Origin of the sequence: Sphingomonas sp. LC-1, from assembly GCF_025371035.1 — a bacterium.
In the GTDB taxonomy this organism is placed as follows: domain Bacteria; phylum Pseudomonadota; class Alphaproteobacteria; order Sphingomonadales; family Sphingomonadaceae; genus Sphingomonas; species Sphingomonas sanguinis_E.
This window is the reverse complement of record NZ_JANZXB010000004.1, coordinates 244436-269621: the sequence shown is the minus strand read 5'-3', so window position 1 is coordinate 269621 and position 25186 is coordinate 244436. Positions and strand designations below refer to the sequence as shown.

At 67.2% G+C, this 25186-nt stretch carries 20 protein-coding genes; 4 read left to right on the top strand and 16 right to left on the bottom strand.

Annotated elements, in window-relative coordinates; genetic code table 11:
• Positions 1-179 precede the first annotated feature (179 nt).
• Positions 180-3566, bottom strand: coding sequence for a chromosome segregation SMC family protein (locus NZL82_RS08355; RefSeq protein WP_261269292.1), 3387 nt, complete (start codon positions 3564-3566; stop codon positions 180-182).
• 435 nt (positions 3567-4001) lie between these two features.
• Positions 4002-5267, bottom strand: a complete 1266-nt coding sequence (locus NZL82_RS08350; RefSeq protein ID WP_261269291.1) for an FAD-binding oxidoreductase — start codon at positions 5265-5267, stop codon at positions 4002-4004.
• Between the two features lie 45 nt (positions 5268-5312).
• On the opposite strand from NZL82_RS08350, the gene NZL82_RS08345 reads away from it, so the two are divergent.
• Positions 5313-6326 carry a 4-hydroxyproline epimerase gene (locus NZL82_RS08345; RefSeq protein ID WP_261269290.1) on the top strand — a complete coding sequence of 338 codons (1014 nt, stop codon included), beginning with the start codon at positions 5313-5315 and terminating at the stop codon, positions 6324-6326.
• Between the two features lie 96 nt (positions 6327-6422).
• Here the strand turns inward: NZL82_RS08345 and NZL82_RS08340 are convergent, their stop codons facing one another.
• Positions 6423-7625: a Xaa-Pro peptidase family protein gene (locus tag NZL82_RS08340; RefSeq protein ID WP_261269289.1), complete on the bottom strand. Its 1203-nt coding sequence runs from the start codon at positions 7623-7625 to the stop codon at positions 6423-6425.
• A gap of 129 nt (positions 7626-7754) precedes the next feature.
• Positions 7755-9263, bottom strand: a complete 1509-nt coding sequence (locus NZL82_RS08335; RefSeq protein WP_261269288.1) for a S10 family peptidase — start codon at positions 9261-9263, stop codon at positions 7755-7757.
• A gap of 191 nt (positions 9264-9454) precedes the next feature.
• Between NZL82_RS08335 and uvrA the strand changes: the two genes are divergently transcribed.
• From uvrA to NZL82_RS08320, 3 genes are all read left to right on the top strand, one after another.
• Complete coding sequence (gene uvrA / locus NZL82_RS08330) at positions 9455-12355, top strand: excinuclease ABC subunit UvrA (protein ID WP_261269287.1); 2901 nt, start codon at positions 9455-9457, stop codon at positions 12353-12355.
• A 227-nt stretch (positions 12356-12582) separates the two neighbouring features.
• Positions 12583-12984, top strand: a complete 402-nt coding sequence (locus NZL82_RS08325) for a glycine zipper 2TM domain-containing protein (RefSeq protein ID WP_261269286.1) — start codon at positions 12583-12585, stop codon at positions 12982-12984.
• 299 nt (positions 12985-13283) lie between these two features.
• The gene (locus NZL82_RS08320; protein ID WP_261269285.1) at positions 13284-13616 is read left to right on the top strand and encodes a hypothetical protein; all 333 of its coding nucleotides are present in this window, start codon (positions 13284-13286) and stop codon (positions 13614-13616) included.
• On the opposite strand, the gene NZL82_RS08315 is transcribed toward NZL82_RS08320, so the two are convergent.
• The 12 genes from NZL82_RS08315 to NZL82_RS08260 form a co-directional block, all read right to left on the bottom strand.
• The gene (locus NZL82_RS08315) at positions 13604-14617 is read right to left on the bottom strand and encodes a cell wall hydrolase (protein ID WP_261269284.1); all 1014 of its coding nucleotides are present in this window, start codon (positions 14615-14617) and stop codon (positions 13604-13606) included. The two genes, NZL82_RS08320 and NZL82_RS08315, sit on opposite strands and share 13 nt — an antisense overlap.
• Before the next feature lie 172 nt (positions 14618-14789).
• Positions 14790-17642 (bottom strand): pitrilysin family protein, encoded by a 2853-nt coding sequence (locus NZL82_RS08310; RefSeq protein ID WP_261269283.1) that lies wholly within the window; start codon positions 17640-17642, stop codon positions 14790-14792.
• Between the two features lie 25 nt (positions 17643-17667).
• Positions 17668-17880 (bottom strand): hypothetical protein, encoded by a 213-nt coding sequence (locus NZL82_RS08305; protein ID WP_261269282.1) that lies wholly within the window; start codon positions 17878-17880, stop codon positions 17668-17670.
• Positions 17881-17903: 23 nt separating this feature from the next.
• Positions 17904-19034 carry a tRNA guanosine(34) transglycosylase Tgt gene (gene tgt / locus NZL82_RS08300; protein WP_261269281.1) on the bottom strand — a complete coding sequence of 377 codons (1131 nt, stop codon included), beginning with the start codon at positions 19032-19034 and terminating at the stop codon, positions 17904-17906.
• On the bottom strand, positions 19031-19528 hold the full coding sequence (locus NZL82_RS08295) for an EF-hand domain-containing protein (protein ID WP_261269280.1): 498 nt from the start codon (positions 19526-19528) through the stop codon (positions 19031-19033). Before NZL82_RS08295 ends, tgt begins: the two co-directional genes overlap by 4 nt.
• Positions 19525-20562 carry a tRNA preQ1(34) S-adenosylmethionine ribosyltransferase-isomerase QueA gene (gene queA / locus NZL82_RS08290; protein ID WP_261269279.1) on the bottom strand — a complete coding sequence of 346 codons (1038 nt, stop codon included), beginning with the start codon at positions 20560-20562 and terminating at the stop codon, positions 19525-19527. The genes NZL82_RS08295 and queA overlap by 4 nt, the downstream gene beginning before the upstream one ends.
• Positions 20559-21332, bottom strand: a complete 774-nt coding sequence (locus NZL82_RS08285) for a peptidylprolyl isomerase (protein WP_261269278.1) — start codon at positions 21330-21332, stop codon at positions 20559-20561. The genes queA and NZL82_RS08285 overlap by 4 nt, the downstream gene beginning before the upstream one ends.
• Positions 21333-21429: 97 nt before the next feature.
• The gene (coaD, locus tag NZL82_RS08280; RefSeq protein WP_261269277.1) at positions 21430-21933 is read right to left on the bottom strand and encodes a pantetheine-phosphate adenylyltransferase; all 504 of its coding nucleotides are present in this window, start codon (positions 21931-21933) and stop codon (positions 21430-21432) included.
• Positions 21930-22829 (bottom strand): polyprenyl synthetase family protein, encoded by a 900-nt coding sequence (locus tag NZL82_RS08275; RefSeq protein ID WP_261269276.1) that lies wholly within the window; start codon positions 22827-22829, stop codon positions 21930-21932. Before NZL82_RS08275 ends, coaD begins: the two co-directional genes overlap by 4 nt.
• 4 nt (positions 22830-22833) lie before the next feature.
• Positions 22834-23073 carry an exodeoxyribonuclease VII small subunit gene (locus NZL82_RS08270; RefSeq protein ID WP_007406073.1) on the bottom strand — a complete coding sequence of 80 codons (240 nt, stop codon included), beginning with the start codon at positions 23071-23073 and terminating at the stop codon, positions 22834-22836.
• 71 nt (positions 23074-23144) lie between these two features.
• Positions 23145-23321: a hypothetical protein gene (locus NZL82_RS08265; protein ID WP_261269275.1), complete on the bottom strand. Its 177-nt coding sequence runs from the start codon at positions 23319-23321 to the stop codon at positions 23145-23147.
• The gene (locus NZL82_RS08260; RefSeq protein ID WP_261269274.1) at positions 23321-25081 is read right to left on the bottom strand and encodes a diguanylate cyclase; all 1761 of its coding nucleotides are present in this window, start codon (positions 25079-25081) and stop codon (positions 23321-23323) included. Before NZL82_RS08260 ends, NZL82_RS08265 begins: the two co-directional genes overlap by 1 nt.
• Positions 25082-25186: the final 105 nt, after the last annotated feature.

Genomic DNA, 25186 nt, shown 5'->3' with positions numbered 1-25186 from the left:
TTGAAGATGCAGCCCTACCCCGGCGAAGGCCGGGGCCCAGGGTCCGCCAAATCGGTGGCGCGCTATTCAATGCGGGGGAGGCAAATGCTCCGCGCCTGCGATAGCGCATCGCAATTGGACCCCGGCCTTCGCCGGGGAGCGGCCATGGATTCGCGAGGTTGGCGTTTTGAAACGCGTCCTCACTCCGCCGCCAGCAAAGTCTCCGCCGCCTGCAAATCCACCGAGACCAGCCGGCTGACCCCGCGTTCGATCATCGTCACGCCGAACAATCGATGCATCCGGCTCATCGTCACCGCATTGTGCGTCACGATCAGATAGCGCGTGTCCGTCTCGCGCGTCATGCGGTCGAGCAGCCCGCAGAAGCGATCGATATTGGCATCGTCCAGCGGCGCATCGACCTCGTCCAGCACGCAGATCGGGGCGGGGTTGGTCAGGAACAGCCCGAAGATCAGCGCCACCGCCGTCAGTGCCTGTTCGCCCCCCGACAACAGGGTCAGCGACTGGAGCCGCTTGCCCGGCGGCTGCGCCATGATCTCCAGCCCCGCCTCCAGCGGATCGTCCGAATCGATCAGCGCCAGATGCGCCGAGCCGCCGTCGAACAGCGTCGCGAACAGCGTCTGGAAATGTCCGTTCACCGCCTCGAATGCCGCCAGCAGCCTTTGCCGCCCCTCGCGGTTGAGCAGCCCGATCGAGCCGCGAAGCCGCGCCACGGCCTGTACCAGATCCTCGCGTTCGGCGGCACTGGCCGCGCCGCTGGCCTCCAGTTCGGCCAGTTCCTGTTCGGCGACGAGGTTGACCGGCCCGATCCGCTCGCGATCGGCGGACAGCTTGTCATGCGCCGCCGCCTCGACCTGCGGAGACCCGACGCTGGCACTGTCGAAGTTCAGCTTTTCGGGCAGCACCGGCGCGGGGCAGGCGAAGCGCTCGCCCGACACCCGGCCCAGTTCGACGCGGCGCAGTTCGTGATTCTCCACCCGCGCCAGCGCCCCGGCCCGCGCCTCGCGCGCGGTCGACAGAAGCGCGTTGGCCTGGGCATGGGCGGCCTCCGCGCCGCGCTGGGTACGTTCGGTCTCGGCCTCCTCGGCCTGGGTCCGCTCCGCCTCCTGCTTGGCCGCGTCATGCGCGGCGGCAAGGCTGGCGATCTCCTCGGCCAGTTGCGCCGGGCGGTCGGCCAGCGCGGCCGCATCCCGCTCCAGCGTCGCGGCGCGCGTGTCCATTTCCGTGATCCGCCCCGCCGCCTGCCCGGCACGCTGGTTCCAGCTTTCCGCCTCCGCCCGCGCCGCCGCCAGACGGTCACGGGTCTGGGCAAGGCTGCGCTCCAGCGTGGTCCGCTCCGATCGGGCGAGCGCGACCGCCGAGCGGGCCAGTTGCGTCTCGCCCTGAAGCCGCGTCGTCTCCGCCGCGCTGGCGGAGCCATCGGGAAGTGCGGTCAGCGCGGCCTCCGCGCGGACGCATTCGGCCTGGGCCTCGTCCATTTCGGCACTGATCCGCTCGGCTCGCATAGCCAGGTCGGCACGTTGCGCGGACAGCCGCTCGATCACCGCCTGCGCCCGGTCCTCGGCACGCTGGGCGTCGCGCAGGGCGGCGTCGGCCTGGGCATGAAGCGTCCGCGCACTGGCGGCGGCGGCGCGGGCTCGGGCGATCCGGTCGTCGATGGTGGTCCTGGTCTCGGTCGCGGCCTGCACCGCCGCCTCCGCCGCCGGGCGTTCGGCTTCCAGCGCGGTCAGGCGGTTGCGCCGCTCCATCCGCTCGGCCGCCGCCGCGCCGCCGCCTTCGCCGACATAGCCGTCCCAGCGCCGCAGCCGCCCCTCGCGCGTGACCAGCCGCTGTCCGACCGCCAGCGCCTGACCCGAATCCGCCTCGACCAGGAAGATTTGCGACAGCCGCCGGGCGAGCGCCGGGGGCGCCGCGATCCGCTCGCCCAGCCGCAGCGTCCCGACCGGCGCGGGAGGATCATCCGCCGCAATGGGCGATCCGTGCCAGTCGGCCAGCGGCGTATCCAGTTCGTCCCCCAGCGCCGCCGCCAGCGCGCGTTCGAAGCCCGGTTCGGCCTGCACTTCGTCGAGCAGGCGGTCGCCGCCCTTGCGCTCGGTCGCGCGGGTCAGCGCCGTCATCTCGGCCTGCAACGCGGCCAGCGCGGCGATGGCCTGCGCCCGGGCGGTCTCCGCCGCATCGCGTTCGCTCGCGGCGGTGCGTTCGCTTTCCTCGGCCCAGCCCAGGGCGGCGCGCGCCTTGTCGGCGTCGATCCGCGCGGCAAGCTGGGTCGCGATCGCCGCCTCGCGCGCCGCGTCCTGCTCGGCCATGTCGGGCAGCGCATCGATGGCGGAGGCGACGGATCGGGCGTCGCGCTCGGCCCGGGCATGGCGGGCGCGGGCGGCGGCGAGGGCGGCCTCCGCGATCCGGCGCTCGGCCGCTTCGGCGGCTTGGGCGGACAGTGCTCGGGCCAGCGCGACCTCGGCATCGCGGTTCTTCGTCTCCGCCTCGGCCAGCAGCGCGTCGAGCCGGGGCATGGCCTGCACCGCATGGGCGATGCGCGCCTCCAGATCCTCGCATTCCTCGTTTAGCCTTTGGATGGCGGCGGCGGCGTCATGCGCCAGCGCATCCTCGCGCGCGCGATCCTCGCCGATCCGGGTCCGCGCGCCTGCCAGTTCCTCGATCCGGCGTTGCAGGCCATGACGCCGGTCGCGCGCACGGGACAAGGCATGGCCGACCTCGCTCAAGCCATCCCGCGCGGCCAGCGACGCGGCGCGCGCCCTGGCCGCCTGCGCGACCGCCTGCTCCTGCGCTTTGGCGGCGGCGCGTTCGGCGGCGGTGGTTTCGGCCACCTGTCGTTCGGCGGCCTCGGCCTCGGTCTTGGCGGTGCTCGCCGCTTCGGCCGCGTCGCGCCAGCGGGCGAAGATCATCCGCGCCTCGGCCACGCGGATCTGGTCGGAGAGCAGGCGATAGCGCTCCGCCGCCCGCGCTTGTCGCCGCAGCGTCGCGATGCGCGCGTCCTGGTCGGCGATCGCCTCGTCCAGCCGGGTCAGGTTCGTCTCGGTCGCGCGCAGCTTCGACTCGGCATCGCGGCGGCGGACGTGCAGGCCCGCAATACCGGCCGCCTCCTCCAGCATGGCGCGGCGCTCGGCGGGCTTGGCGGCGATGACCGCGCCGATCCGGTTCTGGCTGACCAGCGCGGGCGAATGGGCGCCGGTCGCGGCATCGGCGAAGAGCAGCGCCACGTCCTTGGCCCGCACGTCGCGCCCGTCGATGCGATAGGCGGATCCCGCGCCCCGTTCGATCCGGCGGACGATCTCGGTCTCGTCGCCGTCGCGTTCGGCCAGGATGGTGACCTCGGCAAAGTCGCGCGGCGGGCGGGTCGCGGTGCCCGCGAAGATCACGTCTTCCATGCCCGCGCCGCGCATCGACCGCGCGCTATTCTCGCCCATCGTCCAGCGCAGCGCTTCGAGCAGGTTCGACTTGCCGCAGCCATTGGGCCCGACAACACCGGTCAGCCCCGGTTCGATGACCAGATCGGCCGGATCGACGAAGCTCTTGAAACCCGAAATGCGAAGCCGCTTGATCTGCACGGACCCGGTCGCCGCTCCCCCGATGCGCTGTGGTTAACCGATAGCGGATGGGGGCGGGATGTCGAGGGGGGCGGGGTATCGAGTTGGCGTCATCCTACGCTGACGTTCGCAGCCTTTGGTAGTATAAGAGGGGAGAAGGGGCGGATGAATGCGACAAGATATTTTGGCAGCTGGCGGGCTGCTATTTGTAAGTGCTTTTCACCTCATCCCGGCGTGGCTGAATGACGAATTCCCTACGAGGCGACCGTTCAAGCCGATCACAAGATATGGTCGGCCCTTCTTGTTTTGGTGGAGTGTCGGTCTTTACGTGACCGCAGGGGTGGTTGGCATGGCAATTCTGCTTTTTGTCATCTTACGCGCTATCTGGGAAACGCTGGTAAGCTAGGATCACGATTGCTTCTTTAAAAAAGAGCATGCCGCGTTGGTCGCGCGGGTTCAGACAAATCTCGCCAGGTCAAAAGCGTTCAGAGGCATGGACGGCGTGGCCCCATCCAGCATCGCCGTCACCAACTCGCCGGTAATCGGCGCGAGCGTCAGCCCCAAGTGATTGTGCCCGAAGGCATAGGACACACCCCTAGTCCCCGGTACGCGCCCGATCGCGGGCAGGTAATCCGGCAGGGTCGGCCGTGCGCCCATCCAGGGTTTGGCGTCCTCGCCGATCGGCAGGCCAAGCGCCGCGATGTGGTGGCGTAGGCGATTCCACTTGGCGGGGTCGGGCTTGGCCTCGGCGCGGGCGAATTCGACGATGCTCGCGGCGCGTAAGCCCCCGGCGAAGCGGGTGACGATCATCGAGCGGTCCTCGAACACCACCGGAGGCAGGTCGGCGGGCCAGTCGACGTCCGGGCCGGTCTGAAGGTGATAGCCCCGCTCTGCGATGATCGGGGCCCTCAAGCCGAAGGGACGGAGCAGGGCAGCGCTCGCCACGCCCGCCGTCACGACGATCTGGTCGGCCGATAGGCCGCGGCCGTCGGTCATGCGGACCTCGCCGTCATCGATCGTCTCGACGCGGGCGACGATGCGGGTGCCGCCGTCCGCCAGGAAGCGGGCGGTCGCGATTTCGGCGAGGCGGGCCGGGTCCGCGATCTGGCCGCTGCCCTCGAAGCGGATGCCGCCCGCGATGGGCGCACGGACTCGGGTCCGCCAGTCGCCCAACTCCGCTTCGGTCAGCGAGCGGAAGCGCGCGGTGCCGGTGTCGGCCGCTTGCCAGTTCGCCAAGCCGCGCGCGGCGCTCTCCGGCGTTTCCCAGAGCACGACATGGCCGTCAGGACGCAGCAGATCCGGCGCACCGAGCGCGGCGACATGACGCTGCCATGCGGGCATGGCCTGGGCGAGCAGCCCCGCCAGCGCTTCGTGCGCCCGCTCGTACCGGGCGGGCCGGGCCGCTTTCAGGAGGCGCAGCGAGAAGGGCAGCCAAGTCGCGATCTCGCGCGGCGGCAGGGCGAGCGCGCCGCCGCGAAAGAACAGCCGTTTGGCGAAACCGCGCACCATGGCGGGCGAGGCGATAGGCTCCGCCTGCTCGGTCGCGATATGGCCGGCATTGCCCCAGGAGGCGGCGCGCGGGCTGTCCTCCGCCTCGATCAGCGTCACCGCCCAACCGGCGCGTTGCAGGGCCAGCGCGGTGGTGGTTCCGATGACGCCGCCGCCCACGACGATGGCGCTGCGACGATCCGAGGGACTAGCGTGATTTTCGGACTTGGGCATGGGGTGGGTCATATCGTATACGGAATTTACAGCAAGGGAATCCCGATGACGTCACCTACGATCCGCCATACCTTTTTCTGCATCGATGGCCACACCGCGGGCAATCCCGTCCGGCTGGTGGCGGGCGGCGCACCGCTGCTGCGCGGATCGACCATGGCCGAGCGGCGGCTGGATTTTCTGGAGCGGTTCGACTGGATCCGCACCGGCCTGTGCTTCGAGCCGCGCGGGCATGACATGATGTCGGGCGGCTTCCTCTATCCGCCCTGCGAGCCCGACAGCGACGCCGCGATCCTGTTCATCGAGACGAGCGGCTGCCTGCCCATGTGCGGGCATGGCACGATCGGCATGATCACCTTCGGCCTGGAACATGGGCTCATCACCCCGCGCGAACCCGGCAAGCTGAAGGTCGAAGTGCCCGCCGGCACCATCCATATCGAATATGAGAAGGAAGGCGCCAAGGTCACGGCGGTCCGTATCCGCAACGTCCCCGCCTATCTGGCGGCCGAGGGAATCGAGATCGACGTGCCGGGCTTCGGCCCGCTGACGCTGGATGTCGCCTATGGCGGCAACTACTACGCCATTGTCGAGCCGCAGGGGGCCTATACCGGGCTGGACGATCTGGGCGCGTCGAAGCTGGTCGAACTCAGCCGCACGATCCGCGAACTGGTGCGCGAGAAGTTCGAGCCGGTGCATCCGCTCGAACCCTCGATCCGGGGGGTCAGCCATGTGCTCTGGGCGGACAAGCCCTCGGCCGAGGATGCCGATGGGCGCAACGCGGTCTTCTATGGTGAACGCGCGATCGACCGCAGCCCGTGCGGCACCGGCACCTCGGCGCGCCTCGCGCATCTGGCGGCCAAGGGGCGCTTGCGCGTCGGCGACCGCTTCGTCCACGAAAGCTATATCCGCAGCCGCTTCATCGGCCGGGTCGAGGAAGCGACCGAACTGGGCGGTCAGGCCGCGATCGTGCCGTCGATCCAGGGCTCGGCGATCGCGACCGGGTTCAACACGATCTGGATCGATCGCGAGGACCCGTTCTGGGCCGGGTTCACCGTCGTCTGAGGCGATCGTCGCGCGAAGGCGCGAGGGCGCGAACAAAATCCTTCGCGGCATCGCGTCTTCGCGTGAACCAATCCCGGCCTCAGCCGGGGTCACGCCTTACCCGAGATCGTCGATCGCGGGCTGCGGCTCGGTAAACCACGCCGCGCCCGTCTCGGTGACGTAGAAGTGATCCTCCAGCCGTACGCCGAAACGCTCCGGTACGACGATCATCGGCTCGTTGGAAAAGCACATGCCCGGCGTCAGCGGCGTCCGGTCGCCGCGCACCAGATAGGCGGGCTCGTGGATCGACAGGCCGATGCCGTGCCCGGTGCGGTGCGGCAGGCCGGGCAGACGGTAATCGGGACCGAGCCCGGCGCGCTCCAAAACCGCCCGCGCGGCGTAATCGACCGCCTCGCACGGCACGCCCGGCCGGACGGCGGCGAAGGCGGCGGCCTGCGCTTCCTTCTCGATATCCCAGATGCGGCGGACCTCGTCGCCGACATCGCCGAACGCATAGGTGCGGGTGATGTCGCTATGATAGCCGTCGATCAGCGTACCGGTATCGACCAGCACCACATCGCCGTCGCGCAGCACATCGTCCTGCGGCAAGCCATGCGGAAAGGCGGTCGAGCGGCCGAACTGTACCGCGCAGAAATAATTGCCCGTCGACGCTCCCAGCGCCCGGTGCGCCGCGTCGATGAAGCGGATCACCTCGGACGCGCGAATGCCCTCGTGCAGGATGCGCGCGGCGCTGCGGTGGACCTCCAGCGTCATTGCCATGGCCTGTTTCATCAGCGCGATTTCGGCCGCCGACTTGATCATGCGACAGCCATCGACCACCGGTCCGGCATCGACCAGCGCCACGCCCGGCGCGGCGGCGCGGATACGCTCGACGAACAGGAACGCCATGGCCGGGTCGATCGCCAATGTCTTCGCGCCCGCCGCCGTCAAGGCATCGGCGACCAGCGCGGAGGGGCTTTCATCCTCTTCCCACAGCCGGATGTCGGTCGCGGGGATGGCCAGGCTCGCCTCGAAAGACCCGAGTTCGAAGGCCGGGCAGATGAAGACCGGATCGCCCGCGATCGGCAACAGCATCGCCACCAGCCGTTCGGTGGGGCCCCAGGCGACACCGGTGAAGTAGCGCAAGCTGGCACCCGCACCGATCAGCAGCGCATCGGCCCCCATCTGCCCCATCAATTCGCGCGCGCGGGCCAGCCTCTGTGCACGCTCCTCCGACGTGATGACCGGAGCGGGGTTCGCCCAAAGCGACAGGCTCGCCAGTTCGCGCTCCGCCGTCGATCCCCCGATCATTCCTGCCATGCTATTCGCTCCGTTTCGTATACGGTCGGCGTGTTAGCGCGGGTTGGCCTGAGGCGCCAGACGGGGCGTGGGCTTCGACCGCGCTCAGCGTGAACGGCGGCGGGATAGGTCTCCGCAGGGGTGGGAGACTCACCCCCCGTACATCGCCATCGCATCGCGCCGGAATGCCGCGCCGCTGTCCGAGCGGCTGTAGAACATGTGCCCGCCCGGATAGACGTTCAGGTGCACACGCTGCGCCACGCCATAGCTGGGCATCTGATCGACGATCAGTCGAGACGCGAAATAGGGGCAGGACAGGTCGTCCCAGCCATGGACGATCATCACCTTCATCTTGGGATCGTTGGCGATCGCCTTGCGCAGGTCGGTGACGGGTGTGTCGTCGGGCTTTCCGCGATCCCAGGCGCTGTTCACCTCATAGGACAGCGCATGATAGCGGGCGTCGGTCTTCCAACCCACTTCGCGCGTCACGAAATCGACCATCGCGCTGGTCGTCGGGGCGATCAGCGAGTCGAGCAACGGGTCGTTCGAGCGCTGCTGCGACGACCAGGGGAAGGGGTCGAAGGCGGTGACGTTCGAGTCGTAGATGCTGCCGATCGTAGAATCGTTGCGGTGGATTTCCCGCAGATAGGTGCGCGTATCGACCCGCCCGCCCAGCTTGCGCACCAGCGCCGGGTCGAGCCCGGTCAGTTCCGCCACCCGCGTGACCAGACGGTCGACCGCCTGCGTATCCGACCGCCCGCGCATCAGATCGCGGAGGTAATCGCCGCGCGCATAGGCCTCGACGCCGGCCATGGACTCGGCATTGAGCTTGCCTTGCCGTTCCAGCTGCGCGGCCGCCATAGAGGGCAGGTCGATCATCCACGGCAGGGGCGACAGCGCCGTCGCATCGTCGCCCGAAGCCGGATCGAGATAGGGCGACACCATCACCAGCCCGTTGACCCCGACGCCGATCTGCGACTGGAGCTCATAGGCGATGCGCGGCGCGCGATACCCGCCATAGCTTTCGCCCATCACATATTTGGGCGAGCGCAAGCGCCCTTCCTTGACGAGCCAGTCATAGACGACCTTGGACAGATATTTGATGTCGGGATCGTTGGCGTAGAAGGCCTTCTTCGTCTCCGCCTCGTCGACCAGGCTGCGGCTGAAGCCTGTGCCGATGGGATCGATGAAGACCAGATCGGTGAAGTCCAGCCAGCTATTGGGATTGTCGGTGGTGATCGGCGCGTCGGACGGCGCATCGCCCTGTGCGCCGAACGGCACCCGCTTCGGCCCCACCGCGCCCATGTTGAGATAGACCGAGGACGCACCCGGCCCGCCATTGAATGCGAAGGTCACCGGCCGCCGCACATCGCCGCCGGGCACGGTATAGGCGGTGTAGACGACCTGCCCGATCTCCTTGCCCTTGTCGTCGCGCACCGGGATCTTGCCGATGGTCGCCTTGTAGCTGACGACCCTGCCGCCGATCCGCGCGGTCTGGGTGATCGTCTTGTCGTCGGGAAGGGGCGGGCGCTTGGCCTCGTCGTCCTTCTTCTCGGTGGTCGTCGTCTTGGTTTCAGTCTTCTCCGCCTTTTGCGCGAATGCCGGGGTCGTACCGGCGGCGAGCAGCAACAGCGCGGACAGATGCAGGGTCTTCGACAAGATGGAAGGTCTCCACAAACAGGATGTGATACTATATCACATGGAGCCATCGAGAAGTGCAATCCCCATGCCCCGGCCGGGATCATGGGCGATTGCCGTACGTTACCGCAAGTCTCGGCTCTCGAAAGTGAGAGCCTCGCTTCCTATCTCGCCTCTGGCATTTATCCCGGAACAGAAGTAGAACCCGCCCTATGCTGACCAAGATTTCCGTCCGCGGCGCGCGCGAGCACAATCTCAAGGATGTCGATATCGACATTCCCCGTGACACGCTGACGGTGATCACCGGCCTGTCGGGGTCGGGCAAGTCTTCGCTCGCGTTCGACACCATCTATGCCGAAGGGCAGCGCCGCTATGTCGAGTCGCTGTCGGCCTATGCGCGCCAGTTCCTGGAGATGATGCAGAAGCCGGACGTCGACCATATCGAGGGGCTGTCGCCCGCCATCTCGATCGAGCAGAAGACGACCAGCCGCAATCCGCGCTCGACCGTGGCGACGGTCACCGAGATTTACGACTATATGCGCCTGCTCTGGGCGCGCGTCGGCATTCCCTACAGCCCCGCCACCGGCGAACCGATCGCGGCGCAGACGGTCAGCCAGATGGTCGACCGGGTGATGACGCTGCCCGAGGGTACGCGCCTCTATCTGCTCGCCCCCGTGGTGCGCGGGCGCAAGGGCGAGTATCGTAAGGAAATGGCCGAGTGGCAGAAGGCGGGCTTCACCCGTGTCCGCATCGACGGCCAGCTCTACGAGATCGACGAGGCGCCGGCGCTCGACAAGAAGTTCAAGCACGACATCGAGGTGGTGGTCGATCGCCTGGTAGTGCGCGAGGATATCGCCACGCGCCTTGCCGACAGTTTCGAGACCGCGCTGAAGCTGGCCGACGGGCTTGCCTATGTCGATCCCGCCGATCCGGTCGAGCCGCACACGCCCAAATCGGCGGTGCTGGGTGACAATGCGCCCGATGGCCGCATCGTGTTCTCGGAGAAATTCGCCTGCCCGATCTCCGGCTTCACCATCTCCGAGATCGAGCCGCGCCTCTTCTCGTTCAACGCGCCGCAGGGGGCGTGCCCGGCCTGTGACGGCCTGGGCGAGAAGCTGATCTTCGACGAGGATCTGGTCGTCCCCAATCACGAACTGTCGATCAAGAAGGGCGCGGTCGTGCCCTGGGCCAGGTCCAATCCGCCCAGCCCCTATTATATGCAGGTGCTGGGCAGCCTGGCGCGCGAGTTCGGCTTTTCGCTGGAGACGCCGTGGAAGGACCTCGACCCCAAGGTGCAGGAGGTGATCCTGCACGGCACTAAGGGCAAGGCGGTCACGCTGACCTTCATCGACGGCAAGAAGTCTTATGACGTCAAGAAGCCGTTCGAGGGCGTGATCGGCAATCTCAACCGCCGGATGCTCCAGACCGAGAGCGCCTGGATGCGCGAGGAATTGTCCAACTATCAGTCGTCGCAGCCCTGCGAAGTCTGCCACGGCGCACGGCTGAAGCCCGAGGCGCGGGCGGTCAAGATCGCGATGCAGGACATCAGCCACGCGACGCGGCTGTCGGTGGTCGATGCGCTGTCCTTCTTCACCGGACTCCCTGAGCATCTGACCGACCAGCAGCGTGCCATCGCGCAGCCGATCCTGAAGGAGATCATCGAGCGGCTGGGCTTCCTCAACAATGTCGGGTTGGATTACCTGAATCTCGACCGGACCAGCGGCACGCTGTCGGGTGGCGAGAGCCAGCGGATTCGCTTGGCGTCGCAGATCGGTTCGGGCCTGTCGGGCGTACTGTACGTGCTGGACGAGCCGTCGATCGGGCTTCACCAGCGCGACAACGACATGTTGCTGGCGACGCTGCGGCGGTTGCGCGACCTGGGCAACACCGTGCTGGTGGTCGAGCATGACGAGGATGCGATCCGCACCGCCGATTATGTCATCGACATGGGGCCGGGGGCGGGCGTGCATGGCGGCCAGATCGTCGCGCACGGCACGCTCAAGCAGTTGCTCAAGTCCAAGACCAGCATCACCGCCGATTACCTCAACGGTACGCGCGAGATCGCGGTGCCCGCCAAGCGCCGCAAGGGATCGGGCAAGAAGCTGACCGTGCACAAGGCGACCGCCAACAACCTGCAAGGCGTGACCGCGAGCATTCCGCTCGGCACCTTCACCTGCATCACGGGCGTGTCGGGGTCGGGCAAGTCGAGCTTCACCATCGACACCCTCTATGCCGCCGCCGCGCGGACGCTCAACGGCGCGCGCATCCTGGCGGGCAAGCATGAAAAGATCAGCGGGCTCGAACATCTCGACAAGGTGATCGACATCGACCAGTCGCCGATCGGCCGCACGCCCCGGTCGAACCCGGCCACCTATACCGGCGCCTTCACCCAGATTCGCGACTGGTTCGCGGGGCTGCCCGAGGCGCAGGCGCGCGGGTACAAGCCCGGCCGGTTCAGCTTCAACGTCAAGGGCGGCCGGTGCGAGGCGTGCCAGGGCGATGGCGTCCTTAAGATCGAGATGCACTTCCTGCCCGACGTCTATGTCACCTGTGACGTCTGCCACGGCGCGCGCTACAATCGCGAGACGCTGGAGGTGAAGTTCAAGGGCCACTCGATCGCCGATGTGCTCGACATGACGGTCGAGGACGCCGCCGAATTCTTCCAGGCGGTGCCGCCGATCCGCGACAAGATGGCGATGCTGGTCGAGGTGGGGCTGGGTTACGTCAAGGTCGGCCAGCAGGCGACCACCCTGTCGGGCGGCGAGGCGCAGCGGGTGAAGCTTGCCAAGGAACTCTCGCGCCGAGCGACGGGCAACACGCTCTACATCCTCGACGAGCCGACCACGGGGCTTCACTTCGAGGATGTGCGCAAGCTGCTCGAAGTGCTGCATGCGCTGGTCGAGCAAGGCAATACGGTGGTGGTGATCGAGCATAATCTCGATGTCATCAAGACCGCCGATTGGATCGTCGATCTGGGCCCCGAAGGTGGCGTCAAGGGCGGCGAGATCGTCGCGGTCGGCACCCCTGAAGTCGTCGCGGCCGAACCGCGCAGCTTTACGGGCAAGTATCTCAAGCCGTTGCTCGATAAGGGACAGGCGCAGGCGGCCGAATAGCGTTTCGGGGCCATGGGACCGGTGGTCTCATGGCCTTCGCCTTCGCTTGGGCCGAAGACGGCTGGGGTGAAGGGTGGCTCGGACCGGCAGTCCCAACGCCACGGTCACTCCGCCTGAGCGAAGCGAATCCCAGGCCCTTCGGGACGATGCGCACGCCATATTTAACGTATCGCAACTTTTCGCGCGACCGAGCGATTCTCCCCGCACGACCCATGAGGGAGGATGCAATGCGTGCAATGACACTCGGCCTGGTTGCGGCCGCGACGCTGGTTTCCGGATGTTCGACCTATGGCGGCGGCGACTTCGGCGGACCGCGTTACGCCTATGACTATAACCGCCCCGATCCCGCTTATGGCGGCTATTATGCCGACCGCTACTATGTCGATAATCAGCGCTATCGCGAGCGGCGCCTGGGGCGCAACGACCGTGTCTATGTCGGGCAGGACGGCCGTTATTATTGCCGCCGCAACGACGGCACCACCGGCCTGATCGTCGGCGGGATCGCGGGTGGTGCGCTGGGCGCTGCGATCACCTCGGGTGGCTCGCAGACGCTCGGTACGCTGCTGGGTGCCGCTGGTGGCGCACTGGCCGGACGTGCGATCGAGCGGAATAATGTGCGCTGCCGCTGAGCCGGTCGGCGTATGAGGAAACGGGTCGGTTTGTCGCCTCCATTCGGACGCGACGGACCGGCCCCTTTTTATGGGGTGCGGCGATCCAGTCCATAGGCACGGCAAGCCGACCAGCGTGTCCGTTGATCGGATAGGCTTGCAACTGTGGCGCGCTGCCTGCCGAGTGAAGATGAACGAAGCTCGCGCACTTGCGACACTTGGTGACACTTTCGTTAAGTGATTGGGACAGCTCTGCGATCACCGCCCCCCATTTTTGCGTTCGGGCCAGTAATCGCCCGCTTTGTAATGGGAGTAACGTCATGAAGGCCATGATTCTCGCAGGCTTGGGGTTCGCCACCATCGCCGTTCCGTCGGTCGCCGATGCGCAGCGCTGGACCCCGATCGCCCAGCGCCAGGGCCAGCTCCAGACGCGGATCGATCAGGGCATTCGCTCGGGCGCGCTGGACCGGCGTGAGGCGGTCCGCCTGCGTTCGCAATTGCGCGATCTCAGCCAGCTCGAATATCGCTATCGCCGTTCGGGTGGCGGGCTGAGCGCATCGGAGCGCAACGATCTCGACCGCCGCTATGCGGTGCTCAGCCGTCAGGTCCGCTTCGAAAAGCATGACCGCTTCGACCGTCATCACCGCCGTTGATCGGTGACGGGGACCGCGCCCGCCAAGCTCGGGCGCGGTCCGTCCGGCCGCTCGATCGGGCGGCCGCTATCCTTCCACTTGTCGAGTATCTCGCCGGACCGGGCCAGCCGGTCACTGATGACCGTACCACTGGTCGCATCTGTCCTGCCGTGCGGGGCGGGCGGAGCGGCGACGCTGGCGCTTATCGCGGTCGTCGGGGGAACGGCCAGTGCCTTTGGATCGGGTGAAGGCGCGTCACTTGCCGTCGCCGCCTTGCTGTCGGTGGCTGGCGGCACGGGTAGGACTTCCCCGCCGCGATAGGCCCGGCTCATCGCCGCGGCGGTGCCCCAATATCCCTTCCAACGATGGAACAGATGCGCGCCGACCATGTCGGTCATCACCATCGCCCGGTTCCAGGACGGGGCGACCGCGAATGTATGGTAATGGGTGGCAAGCCCGACCGCAGCGAACACGTTGCCCGACAAGGCCGAGGCGGCGATGCGGGCCGCCCGCGCCCAACCGTCCACCGCGGGCCTACGAGCCAGCGCGCCATCGCAGACGAAGCTGAACTGGCAATGCGCCCGCTCCATCCCCTGATAGACGACGCCGCACACCGTGCCGGGAAAGGCCGGATGGCGCGCCCGGTTCAGGACCACCTGCGCCACGGCGCGCTGGCCGTCGATGCTCTCGCCGCTGGCTTCATAATAGATGGCGGCGGTCAGGCACTGCATCGCGCGGGCCCGATCGATCGCGGTGGCCGATCCCCAGCGAAAGGGGCGGGCGGCGACCATGCCCTGATCCGCGGGACTCACGCTCGGCGGGATGGGTAGCGCGGGCAGGGCGACCGTCCCCGTGCTGCCATCAAGGGCGGGCAGTCCACCGGCCGCTATGGGCGGGGTAGCTGGTGGAGGCAAAGACGGGGCCACCGCCTGTTGCTCCGAGTGTCGCCGGGCTCCCTGCGCCGCCAGCATCAGGCCGAACGTCAGCATCAGGCCGACCAGCGCCAGCCAGACCTGTACCATCCGTCTTACCGTCTGCCTCGCCACCCGCAAAATGGGGACTCCTCCCGCTATGGCATATCCGGTTTGTGGCTATACCCGAGAGGGTTAAGGATTTTGCGTCGTGCCGGGCCCGGCCCCCCACCGAGTTTCGGGCGGTCCCCCTCCCCAAGCCGCGCCTGGGGAGGGATCGGTGTCAGCGCAGCTTGGGGGAATCGAGGTCGATCGATTCCGCCGGGATCACCTCGACCTGCGGATGGGCTTGACGCAATGCGGGCAGGAACTGCTTGGCGTCACCCACCACGACGATGCTCGCCACCTGGGGATCGAGCAGCGCCGCGGAGACAGACTGGACCGCCGTCGAGTCGACCGCCTGAACGCGCGGAATGTACCGGCTCAGTTCCTCCAGCGGCACACCTTGAAGGGTGTAGCTGGCAAGGATGTCGGCAATGCCGTCGGTGGTCTCGATCGTCCGGCCGAAGCCGCCGACCAGCACCGCCTGCCGCGTCGACAATTCATCCTGCGAGACGGGGGCGCTGCCCAGCCGGCGCATCTCGGCATCGATCAGGCCGACCACTTCGGCCGCGGATGGATTTTTGGTCTGGGTCCGGGCGGAGATCAGGCCGATGTCGCGACCGGTCGCTACCGAACTGCCCGCGCCATAAGCAAGGCCGCGTTTGATACGGATTTCCTGATTGAGCCGCGACGAGAAGCCGCCGCCCAGCACCGTATTGGCAACAGCCAATGGGTAATAGCGGTCGTCGGCGCGGCGAATACCCGAACGCGCGACGACCACGCCTGCTTGTCCGGCATCGGGCATGTCGACCACGATGACGCGCGGCGCAGGGAAGGCGGGTTCGGCGGGTCTGGTCGCGGCGGTGGCGACCCCCGCGACGCGCCAACCGCCCAGATGGCGTTCGGCCAGCGTGCGGGCCTGGGCGGGCGTGACGTCCCCGACCAGCAACAGGGTCGCCTGTCCCGGCTTCCAGCTTCGCGCATAGGCGGCGGTCAGGTCGGCGCGGGTCAGCGCCTTGAGCGAATTCGGCGTGCCCGAGAGCGGTTGGCCATAGGCCCTGGCGCCATAGACCGCCCGGTCCGCGACCATCGCCGAGAGTTGCGCCGGATTCTTCATCGCGACGTTCAGGCTGTCGATCAACTGGGTTCGTGCCCGGTCGATTTCTTCTTGGGCAAAGGCGGGATGGGTGGCGACATCGGCCAGGATCGTCATCGCCGTATCCGCCTGGGCCGAGGGGACGGTCAGGTCGATGCTCGCGCCGTCATCGGTCGCGCTGCTGGCGATTGAACCGCCCAGGCTTTCGACCGCGCGGGCGATCTCCGTGGCGGAACGGGACTGCGTTCCCTTGGTCATCAATTCGGCGGACAGGCTGCTCGCGCCCGCCTTGCCCGCCGGATCGGTCGCGGCCCCGCCCAGCGCGACCAGCGAGGCGGTGACCAGGGGCAGGTCGTGCCGCTCGACCGTCACGACGCGCAGGCCGTTGGGCAGGGTGACGGTGACGGGCTGGGGCAGGGTGGGAGCGATCGCCTGGCCGGGGGCGGGGGGCAGGATGCGCTCGCCCTCGGGGGCGGGTGTGACAACCGGGATATTGGCGGGCGGGGTCAGCGCGGCGACCTGCACGCTGGGTGCGATCTCGATCGGCATTTCACGGACATTCGCCGGGCGATCGCTATCGGGCAGATAGCGGATGGTCGCGCTCTGCCGGTCGTTCAGATAGGCGCGGGCGACGCGTTGGATGTCGGCGGCGGTGACCTTCTGCACCGCGGCGATCTGGCGATCGGCGGCGCTGGGATCGCCGTCGATGATGACGCTGTTGGCGATCAGGCTGGCCTTACCCTCGGCGGTCTCGCGCTGCTTCAGCGCGGAGGTAAGCAGTTCGTTCTTCGCCTCGGCGAGTTCAGTGGCGGAGACGGGCGTATCGCGCAGCCGGGCGATTTCCTTCTTCAGCGCGGCCTCGCCCTCGGCCACCGGCTTGCCGCTGGCCATCATCGCATAGGCGACGAGATTGCCGGTCGATTGCTTGGTGTCGAGGAAGGTCGAGGCCGATTGCGCCAACTGGTCGCGATAGACCAGATCCTCGTACAGCCGCGAGCTTTCGCCTGCCGACAGGATCGCGTTCAGTACCATCAGCGCGGGCGTGTCGGCGCTCCGCTCGGGCGGGATGTGATAGCTGATGAGTATGGCGGGCAGCGGCGTGTTGGTCTCATAGACCGTGCGGGATACGGCCTGGGTCCGCTCCGGTTCTTGCACCGTCACGCGCGGGATCGGATTAGCGGGACGCTGGATGCCCGCGAAATATTGGTCGACCCAGCGGTTCAACTGCGCCGGATCGAAATTGCCCGACACCACCAGCACCGCATTGTCGGGCCGGTAATAGGTGGCGTGGAAGGCCCGGACATCGTCGATCCCAGCCGACTCCAGTTCCTCAAGGCTGCCGATGCCCGGCCGCGCATAGGGATGCACGCTATAGGCCAGCTTGGGATAATAGATGGAGAACAGCTTGCCATAAGGCTGGGCAAGCGTGCGCTGGCGCAGTTCCTCCTTCACCACGTCGCGTTCGCTGGCAAAGCTCTTGGGCTCGACCACCAGCGCAGCCATGCGGTCCGCCTCGGCGAAGAGCAGGCGTTGCAGATGGTTGGCGGGAACCACCTCGAAATAATTGGTGTAATCATCGGCGGTGGAGGCGTTGTTATAGCCGCCGACATCCTCGGTCAGGCGATCCATCTGTTCGGGGACCAGGTTGCGCGTCGCCTTGAACATCAGATGCTCGAACATATGCGCAAAGCCCGAGCGGCCCTTGGGGTCATCCTTCGACCCGACGTCATACCAGACCTGGACCGAGACGTTGGGCGTCGTCGTATCGCGAATGGCATAGACGCGCAGCCCATTGGGCAGGGTGCGCGTCGTGAAATCGATGGGCTTCACGCTTTCCGTGCGCCCCCCCTGTTCACCTTGGGCAGCGGCGATCTGTGCCCCCGCCAGCGAGGGAAGGGCGGCGACGCCGAGCAGGAGCGCGGCACGGAAAAGGCGCATGAAGACCCTCTTGATGGAGTGCGGGTTACTTGGACTTGTTGCGGGTGCCGTACAGCACCGCCGCGGCGATCGCGGCCGAGCCGATTCCGACGCCCAGCCCGATCTTGCCCAGCGGCCAGTTGCGCGTCTGTTCCTTCACTGAATCCGCTGTGGCTTCGGCGGCCGCGACGGCATGCTCCTTGGCCTCTTTGGCGGCGGCGAGGATTTCGTTGGGCGCGTCTTCGGTACGATCGGTCATGGTTACTCTCCTACTCGACCAGCTTATTCCTTGGCAGCGTAGCGCGCCCGGAAGTCGTCCGCAAAGGCTGTAAGGCGGCCTTCACCGATGGCGGCGCGCAGGTCGGCCATCATTTGCTGGTAGAACCAGATATTATGCTCGGTCATCAGCATCGCGCCCAGAATTTCCCCGGCGCGGACCAGATGATGGAGATAGGCACGGCTCCAGGTCGCACAGACCGGGCAGCCACAGGCGGGGTCGAGCGGCCCCTGATCCTCGGCGAAGCGTGCGTTGCGGATGTTGATCGGGCCGGAGCGGGTAAAGGCCTGCCCCGTCCGCCCGGAACGTGTCGGCAGCACGCAGTCGAACATATCGACCCCGCGCTCGACGGCCCCCACAATGTCGGTCGGCTTGCCCACGCCCATCAGGTAGCGCGGCTTGCTGGCGGGAAGCTGGCCCGGCGCGAAATCAAGGCAGCCGAACATCGCCTCCTGTCCCTCGCCGACCGCCAGGCCGCCGATCGCGTAACCGTCGAACCCAATATCGATCAGCGCATCCGCCGACGATTTGCGGAATCCTTCGTCCAGCGCACCCTGCTGGATACCGAAGATCGCATTGTCCTCGGCATGCTGGCCGCCCGCGTCGAAGGCGTCGCGGCTGCGCTTCGCCCAACGCATCGAGCGTTCCATCGCGCTGGCCTGCACCTCGCGGGTCGAGGTGGTCGGGACCAGTTCGTCGAAGGCCATGACGATATTGCTGCCCAGCAGCCGCTGAATCTCGATCGAGCGTTCGGGGCTGAGCAGATGGCGGGTGCCGTCGAGATGGCTCTTGAACGCCACACCGTCCTCGGACCGCTTGGTCAGCTCGGCGAGGCTCATGACCTGATAGCCGCCCGAATCAGTCAGGATCGGCCGGTCCCAGCCCATGAAGCCGTGCAGGCCGCCCAGCCGGTCGACCCGCTCGGCGCCAGGGCGCAGCATCAGGTGATAGGTGTTGCCCAGGATGATGTCCGCACCACTCGCGCGCACATCGCCCGGCTTCATCGCCTTGACGGTGGCGGCGGTGCCGACGGGCATGAAGGCGGGGGTACGGATCTCGCCGCGCTTCATGGTGATGGTGCCGGTGCGGGCGCGGCCGTCGGTGGCGTGGATGGCGAAGGAGAAGCGGGCGGTCATTTTCTTCTGTCTCGGGGCGCGAGCGGGCCGGTCGGGCCATTGGCGTCGGCGGGAATGGTGCGGATGGTCAGCGCCTCGGCCCGGCTGATCGCGCCGTCATGGTCGCGATCGAAGCGGGAGAAGAGGCGCGAGAAATGCGCCTGCAATTCGGGCAGGGTGATGCGGTTGTCGCTGTTCTTATCGACGTCGAACGGGCTGGGCAGCGCATTGCGGTCGCCCAGCCAGCGCTCCGCCCAATCGGCGAATTGGAGATAGCCGATCGATCCCTGATGCCCGGTGTCGATCAGGTCATAGGATCGCTTGACCCCTGCTTCCATCTCCTCACGCGTGGTCCGCCCGTCAGCATCGGAATCGAACGCGGCGATCATCATCGCTACCGGCTCGACGACCATGGTCGCGGGCGTCTGGGCGAAGGGGGCGGGGCGTGCGGTGACGGTGACCGTCTCGTTCGCCCCCGGCGTCGCCGCCTGGAGCAGCAGCGCCAGCACCATCATGCCGTGCGCTCGGGCAGCAACAGCGAGGCGTCGCCATAGCTGTAGAAGCGATACCCCTGCGCGATCGCATGGGCATAGGCCGCCTGCATCTGGTCCAGCCCCATCAGCGCGGAGACCAGCATGAACAGGGTCGAGCGCGGCAGGTGGAAATTGGTCATCAACCCGTCGATCCCGCGAAAGCGATAGCCCGGGGTGATGAAGATCGCGGTATCCCCTTCGAACGGGCGGATCACGCCGTCCTCGCCCGCCGCGCTTTCGATCAGGCGCAGCGAGGTGGTGCCCACCGCGATCACCCGGCCGCCCCGCCGCCGGACGGCGTTGAGCCGGTCGGCGGTCGTCGCATCGATGCGGCCCCATTCGGCGTGCATCTTATGATCGACGGTATCGTCCGCCTTGACCGGCAGGAAAGTGCCCGCGCCGACATGCAGGGTCAGTGTCGCATGCTCGATACCCGCCGCCGCCAGCGAGTCCAGCAGGCCGGGGGTGAAGTGCAGCGCCGCCGTGGGCGCGGCGACCGCGCCGGGCTCGTTGGCGAACATCGTCTGATAGTCTTCGGCGTCCTTCTCGGTCAGCCCACGCTTCTGCGCGATATAGGGGGGCAGGGGCATGGTGCCCGCGCGCTCCAGCAGAAGCTCGACCGGCTCGTCCCCGGCAAAGTCCAGCGCGAAGCTGCCATCCTCGGCCCGGTCGCGAGCGATGGCAGTAACGCCTGCGCCGAAGTCGATCGCATCGCCCTCGTGCAATCGCTTGGCGTTGCGGATGAAGGCACGCCAGCGACGCGTGCCCTCGCGCTTGTGCAGCGTCGCGCCGATCTTCGCGTCACCGCGTGTCCCCTGCAACTGCGCGGGGATGACGCGGGTGTCGTTGAACACCAGCAGATCGCCCGCGCGAAGGCAGGCGGGCAGGTCACTCACCCGCTCGTCACGGGTGACGTCGCCGTCCAGGACCAGCATTCGCGCCGAATCGCGCGGGGATGCCGGATAGAGCGCGATCCGCTCGGGCGGCAGCGCGAAGTCGAAATAATCTACGTTCACTTGGTCGCCGTTGCCGCCTTCTTGGCCGGAGCCGCCTTGGTCGCGGGACGGCGAACCGCCGCCGCCGGCTTGGCAGGGGCGGCGCCCGGCAGCGTCACCGGCGCGCCCAGATTCGGGGCGGCGGCGGGGGCCATCGGGACATAGGCGGGGGGATTGTCGGCGGCGATATAGGCGTGGACGATCTTGCTCGGGTTCGCAGGCGGCTCGCCGCGTTCGATTCCGTCGACATACTGCATGCCGTCGATCACCCGGCCGAACACCGTGTACTTCTTGTCGAGCGCGAAGCGCGGCTGGAAGACGATGTAGAACTGGCTGTTGGCGCTGTTGGGGTCGTCCGCCCGCGCCGCCGCCACCGATCCGCGCACATGCGGCAGATAGTTGAACTCGGCCGGGATGTTGGGCAGGTCCGAACCGCCGGTGCCATCGCCCTTGGGATCGCCGCCCTGCGCCATGAACCCGTCAATCACGCGGTGGAAGGTCAGGCCGTCATAGAAATGGCGACGGGTCAGCGTCTTGATCCGCTCGACCATCTTGGGCGCGACATCGGGGCGCAGCCAGATGGTGACCCGGCCACCCGTGGACAGGTCGAGCAACCACAGATTCTCCTTGTCGGTCACCGGCGGCGGCGTCGGACGGCCGGCGACGTTGACCTCCAGCACCTGTGCCGCCTTGGCGGGGGTGGTGAATTTGGGCTGGGACTGGGATTGGGCCTGTGCCGGAACGGCGATCAGGCTGGCCATCATCATGGCAAGAGCGGCGAGAACGCGCATCACATCTCTACGACAAGGAAAGGAATGGGGTGGCTGTAGAGCAAATCGCCCCTTGCGCCAATCTGAACCTTCGCGCCAGATTCCTTCGCTTTGCGGGTCAGGATCCCTTGCGTCCGACCAGTTCGACGCGCCGGACCACGTCCTCGCGGACGGCGGGGGTCACGAATTTGGCGATGTTGCCGCCATAGATGGCGATTTCCTTGACCAAGCGGCTGGCGATGGGTTGCAGCGCGACATCGGCCATCAGGAAGACGGTTTCGACCCGCGGATTGATCTGCTGGTTCATGCCCGCCATCTGGTACTCATATTCGAAGTCGGCGACGGCGCGCAGGCCCCGGACGATCACCTTCGCCCCCTCGCGCTCGGCGAAGTCCATCAGCAGCGAATCGAAGGCGACGACGTGAATCTCGCCGGCCACCTCCGCAACTTCGCGGCGGACCATCTCCATGCGCTCATCGAGGGTGAACATGGGCGACTTGGAAGGGTTGGTCGTCACCCCGATGACCAGCCGGTCGACCAGCTTCGCACCGCGCCGGATGATGTCCATATGGCCCAACGTGACGGGATCGAAGGTCCCCGGATAGACGCCGATCCGGGTCACCGGTCGCGCTCCACGACATAGGCGGCGATGGCGCGCAGCAGGTCGGCCTCAGAGCCGTAATCCCGCAAATGCTCGATCGCCTGGGCGACCAGCATCCGGCACTGCTCGCGCGCGCGCTCGACGCCCAGCAGGCTGAGGAAGGTCGCCTTGCCGGCATCCTCGTCCTTGCGCAGCTTCTTGCCCGCCACCGCCTCGTCGCCCTCGGCATCGAGCAGATCGTCGGCAATCTGAAAAGCGAGGCCCAGATCATGGGCATAGCCGCGCAAATGGGTGCGGCCCTCGGGGGAAACGCGGCCCAGTATCGCGCCCGCTTCCACCGCCGCGCAGATCAGCGCGCCGGTCTTCATCTGCTGAAGCCGGGTGACGGTGGCGAGGTCGAAGGTCTGGCGCTCGGCCTCCAGATCCATCTGCTGCCCGCCTGCCATGCCGCTGGGGCCGGAGGCACGTGCGAGGTCGAGGATCAACTCGGACCGGACGAAGGGATCGGCATGGGTCGCCGGATCGGCCAGAATCTCGAAGGCCAGCGCGTGGAGGCAGTCGCCCGCCAGGATCGCGGTGGCCTCGTCGAACGCCTTGTGGACGGTCGGCTTGCCACGACGCATGTCGTCGTCGTCCATCGCGGGCAGATCGTCATGGATCAGCGAATAGACATGGATCGCCTCCAGCGCGGTCGCGACCCAGCCCGCGCAGTCGCGGTCCACGTCGAACAGATGCGCGGTGGCGAAGACGAGCAGGGGACGAAGCCGCTTGCCCCCGCCGATCGCGGCATGGCGCATCGCGGCGTAGAGCGAGGAGCGCGGATCGCCCGGATCGGCGAGCAGCGTGGCAAAGCGCTGGTCGATATCCTCGGCGACTTCGATCAGTGCGTCGGACAGCGTTGCGGCGTTCAGCGTCACGCGGTCAGCCTGCCTGGAACGGGCGGGTGCCGGCGGCCTTGCCCTCGGCATCCAGGCGGATCGCCTCGATCCGGGCCTGTGCAGCGTCGAGCCGCTCGGCGCAACGCTGGCGCAGACGGTCGCCGCGCTCATAGAGGCGGATCGATTCGTCGAGCGTCGCTTCGCCGCTTTCCAGTCGGCCGACGATCCTCTCCAATTCCTTGAGGGCGTCCTCGAACGTCAGTTCTTCGATGGGCGTATCCATGACGTCGCTATGCGGCACGTGTCGCACGGGCGCAAGGATGCTCGCGCAATCGTTGCAAGCCAAATAGATGCTTATCGGAGGCGGCGGACCGTCCAGGTGTAGAGAAACGAGACGCCGAACACGCCCAGATCGATCGCGGCCTGTACGCGGCGCGGGGATCTGTCGGTCAGGTCATGGGTGATCAGGCGAATATCCGCGGTCGGGTGACGATAGGCCAGCGCCAGCAGCGCCAGCGCCGTCATGGCCATCAGGATCCGCCGTTCGCGCACACGCCCTTCTCCCCTCGCCGATACTTACGCCGGGTGCGGGCGGCGGGCAAGAGGGGGGCGGGGTAGGCGCTATCGGCGGCCGGGCCCTTGCCGCCCGGCACCGTGACGCCCCAGCAGGCACGGTCGCGCCCGCCATTCTTGGCGGCGAACAGCGCCTGGTCGGCCTCGCGATAGACCAGGCGCCAATCCTCCTCATTGCGCATCGGGCCGGTGCACAGGCCCAGGCTGGCGGTGACCTTCGCCCCCGTGGGATAGGTGGCGGCCCGCAGGTGCGCGAGCAGCGTGTCGGCATCGGGCGCGCGGGCGGTATCGGCCAGCAGCGCGAACTCCTCACCCCCGATTCGCGCCACCAGCATGTCGGGACCCAACGCACCGGCCAACGTCTTGGCAAAGACGCGCAGCACATCGTCGCCGCCGTCATGGCCCAGCAGATCGTTGATCCGCTTGAAGTGATCGATATCGGCCAGGATCAGCGTCTGCGGGCCGCTGCGACCGATCGCCTGATCGAGAAAGGCGCGGCGATTGAACAGGCCGGTCAGCGGATCGGTATCGGCCAGTCGTCGCGCGACGCGCTCGTCCTCGCGCGCTAGATCGCGCTCTCGACTGAGCAGATAGATGCGATAGGCGACGCCGAGACTGGCGATTACGGCCTCCGCTCCCATCGACAGGACCGTCGATTGGTCGATCCATGGCCGCCATTCGATCAGGTGAAGCGCATGGAGGACGCGGAACATCGCCAGGACGATCGGCGTGCCCCAGGCGATGGCGAAGGCCCATAGGAAGTTGCTGCGATGGCGCCAGGCGTTCACCAGCACGGCGATCAGGAAGACCAGCAGGATCAGGAAGCCCATGACCACCGCCATGTCGAGCGTGCGGATCCAATGCGGGGCGAGCAAGGCAAAGGCGATATTGGGCAGGGCGACCAGGACGAAGGTGACGATGGCCCATTGATCCAGCCACTTCTCGAAGACCTTGCGCTCGAAAAAGTGGCGCGCGAACACGACCAGGGTCAGCGCGACGCCGCCCAGCATGATCGCGTTCAACCGATGACGTTCGTTGTTGTCGAGCCCGGGCAGCCATTGGCCGATCAGCCCCGATGAGGACAGCGTATAGCCGGTGATGAAGAACAGCAGCAGGCAGTAAATGGGTTGCAGCGGCTGGCGCAGCGCGGGCCAAAGCGCCAGATTATAGACGCCCAGACCGACGACCAGCCCCATGATGATGCCATAGACCAGTCCCAGCGACGCCTCGGCGGCTCGGGCCTGGCTATAATGTTCGATCTTCGCACCGCGCACCACGCCACGCATGTTGGCCGCGCCATGCACCTCCCACAAAACGCGTACCGGGCGCGACTCCTCGCGGGGGATCGGTACCGCGATCATCGCACCCAGTCGCAGATAGGGCGAGGTGGTGGCGCTGGTGTAGGAAACGCGCCGAATGCTGCCATCGGCATAAAGGAAGTAGAGCGTGGTCGCATCCTGCCAGGCGCTCGCGAAGCTGACGCTCAGCTGGTCGCGGGGATCGCCGGGAACGATGGGCAGGGGCTGCGACATCACCCAGAAGTCGCCAGCACCGTAGGATGACGGATCGCGCGTGCAGTCGAAACGCTGTGGCGCCGCGAACAGGGGCGACGGCGTCTGGCCGGATGCCATCGGCAGGATGCAGGTCCGGATCGGCAGCCCGACATCGGCACGCGCAACCGCAAATGGCCAGAAGACCATCAGCATTGCGATCGCCAATGCAAGTTTCCTGATCGGAACCGTTCCGTTCATAACCAATGATGTGTCTGCAAAACGACGAAAAATCGGTTAAGGCCAGGGTTGAGGCCGAGATTTCAGGCGATC

What these genes read in the sequence shown, in the direction of transcription:
- NZL82_RS08320 (WP_261269285.1), top strand. Translation starts at nt 13,284, where the DNA reads ATGAAGGCCATGATTCTCGCAGGCTTGGGGTTCGCCACCATCGCCGTT.
- tgt (WP_261269281.1), bottom strand. Translation starts at nt 19,034, where the DNA reads ATGACCGCCCGCTTCTCCTTCGCCATCCACGCCACCGACGGCCGCGCC.
- NZL82_RS08270 (WP_007406073.1), bottom strand. Translation starts at nt 23,073, where the DNA reads ATGGATACGCCCATCGAAGAACTGACGTTCGAGGACGCCCTCAAGGAA.
- NZL82_RS08305 (WP_261269282.1), bottom strand. Translation starts at nt 17,880, where the DNA reads ATGACCGATCGTACCGAAGACGCGCCCAACGAAATCCTCGCCGCCGCC.
- NZL82_RS08345 (WP_261269290.1), top strand. Translation starts at nt 5,313, where the DNA reads ATGACGTCACCTACGATCCGCCATACCTTTTTCTGCATCGATGGCCAC.
- uvrA (WP_261269287.1), top strand. Translation starts at nt 9,455, where the DNA reads ATGCTGACCAAGATTTCCGTCCGCGGCGCGCGCGAGCACAATCTCAAG.
- NZL82_RS08350 (WP_261269291.1), bottom strand. Translation starts at nt 5,267, where the DNA reads ATGCCCAAGTCCGAAAATCACGCTAGTCCCTCGGATCGTCGCAGCGCC.
- NZL82_RS08265 (WP_261269275.1), bottom strand. Translation starts at nt 23,321, where the DNA reads ATGGCCATGACGGCGCTGGCGCTGCTGGCGCTGGCCTATCGTCACCCG.
- NZL82_RS08310 (WP_261269283.1), bottom strand. Translation starts at nt 17,642, where the DNA reads ATGCGCCTTTTCCGTGCCGCGCTCCTGCTCGGCGTCGCCGCCCTTCCC.
- NZL82_RS08295 (WP_261269280.1), bottom strand. Translation starts at nt 19,528, where the DNA reads ATGATGGTGCTGGCGCTGCTGCTCCAGGCGGCGACGCCGGGGGCGAAC.
- NZL82_RS08285 (WP_261269278.1), bottom strand. Translation starts at nt 21,332, where the DNA reads ATGCGCGTTCTCGCCGCTCTTGCCATGATGATGGCCAGCCTGATCGCC.
- NZL82_RS08340 (WP_261269289.1), bottom strand. Translation starts at nt 7,625, where the DNA reads ATGGCAGGAATGATCGGGGGATCGACGGCGGAGCGCGAACTGGCGAGC.
- NZL82_RS08325 (WP_261269286.1), top strand. Translation starts at nt 12,583, where the DNA reads ATGCGTGCAATGACACTCGGCCTGGTTGCGGCCGCGACGCTGGTTTCC.
- NZL82_RS08315 (WP_261269284.1), bottom strand. Translation starts at nt 14,617, where the DNA reads ATGGTACAGGTCTGGCTGGCGCTGGTCGGCCTGATGCTGACGTTCGGC.